Raw genomic sequence first — 4,443 nt, forward strand, 5'->3', positions numbered from 1 at the left:
CATGGATCAAACGGTTAGCGAGAAAGAGTATATGCTTTTCCAAGCTTGAGAAGATGCACGATATTGTCATTGGATTACTGATTAACGCGCTTGAATTTGGGGTAGATATTTATGCTTGACCACACATTTGGCCCACTACCCAGCGGCCAACATTCAAGAAAATCAATGCGTAAGGGATATTTTCAGACCTGAAGGAATGAGTATTCTGGCAGCTTGAACAGTGATTCTGGTCATTTGAACACCCATTCTGGAAATCACCAAAAAGGGCTCAAGAGTTACCGGAATGGGTGTTCAAGCACTGCCAGAATAGGTGTTCAAGAGTTACCGGAATCGGTGTTCAAGTGATACCAGAATATGCAGTAATCAGCAATGGGTATATCAAGGCTTGATACCAGTTTCATAAAATCTTCTAAACACAGACTGGCCAGTTGGGCTGATTTCGCCAGTGTTAATATGCCCGCTTCATACAAGCTGATAGCCAGCCCGGTGTGAACCCCTTTTTCCAGCAGGATATTGGTGATGGGTACGCCGATCATAAGAGGGGCTCCGTAACGGGTAAATATGGCTAATTTCCCCGCCAGTGCAACTTCACTGAGTTCTTTGGATCTTTCTCTGAGTTCCCTTATGCCAAAAACCGCTGGTGTTGTATCAGCGCCCATGGCCTGCTCCTTATGGGGTGATGGCTAATTGTGTCCGAAGTGTGTACCTATTATAGATAAATAATCGTGGTCCGCATTCCGTTTTCCGTTTTCCGAAAAAGATAAGATAAAAGCTTTTGTCACTTCTGCCTTGGGTCTGCCTTGGGTCTGCCCACAGGGCGCAGGTTTTTAAACTCCTCATCGGTGAGTTCGTAAGTGTCAGGGTCTGCAGCAATGCCAGCATTGACGGCGGCTTCTTCGTCGTCGGTGGGTCATATTGTTCCGGGTTTAAGCTTTGGCATATCGTGTGATCTCCCGTCTGTTTGCTTTCCTCAAACTGATAATTCGCCGAACTTCATTACGATCGGTATAGATAAGGCAACAAAGCCGAAGCCCCATATAGTTCAGCTTATGCGCTGGAGTTGTTGAGAGTGGGCAGTTTTCAGAAAAAGCTTTTACAACCCACGGATATCGTCCGGTTTACACGGACCGCAAGTGTCAGAATATGCAGGCGAACTGAGTGCCAGCAAGAATCCAAATAATCAGGGTGTTCGCTTTTATGCGCATTTATTTTAAAGGTTACTACATTTTTACGCGCAAGATAATGTGCTAAATTTACTTTTTATTGCGCATCAAAGTGTTTATCTGTAGTCTTTGTGTACGGAGAATTAAATAAATCTGGCTGATAAGTGAGCTGACAAGTGAAAAGACTGCTGCTGCAAACGTTGCTGGACTGGAAAGAACAACCGGCCAGAAAGCCTGTACTGCTTGATGGTGCACGGCAAACTGGCAAGTCTTTTCTACTTGAAACCCTGCTTGGCGAGCACTTTGGGCAAGTTATACGGCTCGATTTTCTTGAACAGCCAAATTTAGTGAGCTTGTTTGCCGACTCACTGATGCCCGACGATATTCTCACTAATATCGAGCTTGAGCTGAATATCAGTATTGATAGGCATCAGGACCTTATCATCTTCGATGAAATCGGAGAATGTCAGTCTGCCATTAATTCTCTCAAGTTTTTTGCTGAGCAATGCCCGGATATGTTTGTCTGTGCATCGGGCTCCAATATTGGTCTTTTAGGCTCATTCCCTGTTGGCAAGGTCGAGTTTTTGGAGTTGTACCCGCTGACATTTGAAGAGTTTCTCTGGGCTTCAAATCAGCCTTCACTCACTAAAGCCTTTGAGCAAATGAATCTGGGTAAGGTTGCCCATGAAAAGCTGTTCAGTTTACTGATTGATTATTACTTTGTCGGTGGTATGCCTGAAGCCGTGAAGGTGTGGTTTGGGTTGGAGTCAGAAGTAGAATCAAGAGCAGAACCAGAGCCTGGCATCATTGAAAGAATCCAGCGAGTTAATCAAATACATAGGTCACTCATTGCTGGTTATGAGCGTGATTTCGGTAAATATTCCGATAAGGTTTCAGCACAACATATACAAGCGGTTTTTGAAAACGTGCCTGTTCAGTTATCGAAAAATAGGGATGACTCTGTAAAGCGATTCAAATTTAAAGACGTTATTGAGAAAAAGAGCCGCTACAAAGATCTGGCCGGCCCTGTCAATTGGCTGGAAAAGTGCAGGCTGATTTCAAAATGCCATCCAATCGACTGCCAGCCGGGCTCACCATTTAAGCCTCTCGCCAAAGACAATATTTTCAAGTTGTTTTTATTCGATGTAGGTTTGCTTGGCCATATGCTCGGGGTCAGCTACAAAGAGCATCGAGAGCAAAAATATAGTTACAAAGGCTATGTTGCAGAAAATTTTGTGCAAAACGAACTCATTACCAAATTCGGCAGTCCAACGTATTCGTGGGAATATGCTCGAAGTGAAATTGAATTTTTGTTCAAAACAGATGCAGGAGACGTTATCCCTGTTGAAGTGAAAAGCGGTAAAAGAACCCGGGCCAAATCACTGCAAACGTATGTTCAACGATATGGGCCTACTGCAACATTAAAGTTTATTGGCTCAACCGGTTCACTGGATGACCCTGCCGCAAAAGTGCTGCCACTTTATTATGTTTCTAAAATCAGGGATGTTGTGGGTTGAGTTGAATGCACATAAATCTACAGTAAGCTGCGATTTTCCTGATAGACCTTACTGATATATACGCTGATTTCTTTAATCAGATTAGGCTGTATGCCCAGATCACGGCCTATGTCAGGCCATCCAGCGAGTGCATCACAAATCCGGTGGAGATCTTTCTGAGCCTCTTTCCAGGAACTGTAATTTGCCAGGGTGGCCAGCTTTTGAATCACTTTCAATGGTGGTTTAGCGCTATAGCCACCAAATGCAATGGCGTGCTCATGGTAGGGGGTTGGGCTGAATGTCACATCATACATGGGGGAAGGTTGCCAATGTCCCTTATCTGACATGAGGAAAGACCAGTTTTTGGTATGGTCATCCTGGTTGGCAGCAAAGAGGTTAAACATCGCTCGCAGAAATTGCGATCGGCCAACAGCAGGGCTCTGGCATAAAGCCTGACTGGCTTTGATCAGATCCTCGTAGTCCATAGAGGGCTGGCGGAAATCCGCATCCAGCAATCCACAGAGAGTTTGCATATGGTGGCGGCCATTCTTAATGCCATTCAGACAATCAAAGCGTTTTACTGCCAGCCAGGTTCGACCGTTTTCCTGAGGGAAAAGCCGATGTTCAGGCACCGGGATACCACACTGCCTGGCCATAGCCAGCCAGGCTGCTTCACACAAGCCTTCATCATGGTCTAAAGCAAACTTTGGTGAGGTGAACTTAATCAGCCAGGGCTGGTAAGCTCCGTTGTCGTCTGAGGTTCGCACATAGCCGGGTTGCTCAGGATCAATATAAATTAATGCTTTGGGTCTGGCACCACCAGAACCCCCTGCATTGGCCAGAGCCGACAGAACCTTATCCGTCTGGCCATCAAACACTGAAGTGGCTTGTTCTCCCAGGGCAGCCATCTCTGTCAGGTTTTCTGCATGCTCATGCTCCATGGCCGGGGTGTAATGCAGTGCGCCGGTTCCTCGCTTACCTATGTAAGCCAGGCGATCCATTGGCGTGATTTCATGGGGGGGGAGACCCTGCTGACGAAACACCCGGTCCATAAGTAACGTGCCCCAGCCATCAGGAAGCGAATCAGAAAAGAGGCCGTGCAGCCCTGCATGGGGTGTTCTGGGGGCTGGTTGTAAGGTGGCGTCAAAGGAAAGGGTAAACGGAGAGAGGCGTGGCCTTTGTTTAAATAATCTGCCTCATATTGAAAAAAAACACCCTGCTGATTTTGAGCCAGTTGGCCCACAAGAATCTCCTGCCCATCGCTGAGCCGTCGCCAGGCATGAAGATGTTGAACTTTTTTGGCGCTCACATTTCTCCCTTGAGAACATCATCAATGGACTTTGGAGAGTCCCGGCTTGAATCCTGTGTGACTTGTTTGGCCAGGTCTGCGATGAGGCGCAATTCGGTTAAAGACTGCCAGAGCAGAAGAAATTGCCGTAAGGAGATTTGACCTGTGGTCTCAAATTTCTTGATAGTGGCTTCCGGCACGGTGCTGATTTCCGTTAATGCTTTACGGGAGAGCTTTTTCCGTTTCCTGAGGAGCTTGATCGTTTCTGCAAGTTGTTGCTGAAGATCCGATGCTGTGAGTAAAGAGATAAGAGTCATAGATATCTGAAATTTTCTTATATGGTCATAGTAGTAGCCAATATGTTCTGAAAATCCATTTATTGGATATTATTGTGTCTTTTTATTTGAGAGTTGGTATGTGGCCAACCGATGCTGGCGAAAGGATTAAGGACTCGGCGCTGGATATCTATGGTGCGTTAAATCAGGAATTTTTACCT

General features: G+C 46.0%; 5 protein-coding genes. 2 read left to right on the forward strand and 3 right to left on the reverse strand.

The genetic code is table 11. The annotated features are described in order from the left end of the window. The first annotated feature begins 5 nt into the window (after positions 1 to 5). Positions 6 to 119: an IS1 family transposase gene (locus tag RM811_RS04110; protein WP_402521032.1), complete on the forward strand. Its 114-nt coding sequence runs from the start codon at positions 6 to 8 to the stop codon at positions 117 to 119. A 195-nt stretch (positions 120 to 314) separates the two neighbouring features. On the opposite strand, the gene RM811_RS04115 is transcribed toward RM811_RS04110, so the two are convergent. Next, positions 315 to 659 carry a UPF0175 family protein gene (locus RM811_RS04115; protein WP_402521027.1) on the reverse strand — a complete coding sequence of 115 codons (345 nt, stop codon included), beginning with the start codon at positions 657 to 659 and terminating at the stop codon, positions 315 to 317. Between the two features lie 680 nt (positions 660 to 1,339). Here RM811_RS04115 and RM811_RS04120 point away from each other — a divergent pair. Further along, positions 1,340 to 2,680 carry an ATP-binding protein gene (locus RM811_RS04120; RefSeq protein ID WP_402521029.1) on the forward strand — a complete coding sequence of 447 codons (1,341 nt, stop codon included), beginning with the start codon at positions 1,340 to 1,342 and terminating at the stop codon, positions 2,678 to 2,680. A gap of 17 nt (positions 2,681 to 2,697) precedes the next feature. Here RM811_RS04120 and RM811_RS04125 read toward each other — a convergent pair whose 3' ends face one another. Continuing rightward, positions 2,698 to 3,762 carry a type II toxin-antitoxin system HipA family toxin gene (locus tag RM811_RS04125; RefSeq protein ID WP_402521034.1) on the reverse strand — a complete coding sequence of 355 codons (1,065 nt, stop codon included), beginning with the start codon at positions 3,760 to 3,762 and terminating at the stop codon, positions 2,698 to 2,700. Positions 3,763 to 3,964: 202 nt separating this feature from the next. Beyond that, positions 3,965 to 4,264: a transcriptional regulator gene (locus RM811_RS04130; RefSeq protein WP_402521030.1), complete on the reverse strand. Its 300-nt coding sequence runs from the start codon at positions 4,262 to 4,264 to the stop codon at positions 3,965 to 3,967. Positions 4,265 to 4,443: the final 179 nt, after the last annotated feature.

The organism is Endozoicomonas sp., from assembly GCF_031844845.1.
Classification (GTDB): Bacteria; Pseudomonadota; Gammaproteobacteria; order Pseudomonadales; family Endozoicomonadaceae; genus Endozoicomonas.

Bases quoted from the DNA above. Each gene is read 5' to 3' on its own strand.
- RM811_RS04115 (WP_402521027.1), bottom strand. From the start codon at position 659: ATGGGCGCTGATACAACACCAGCGGTTTTTGGCATAAGGGAACTCAGA.
- RM811_RS04130 (WP_402521030.1), bottom strand. From the start codon at position 4,264: ATGACTCTTATCTCTTTACTCACAGCATCGGATCTTCAGCAACAACTT.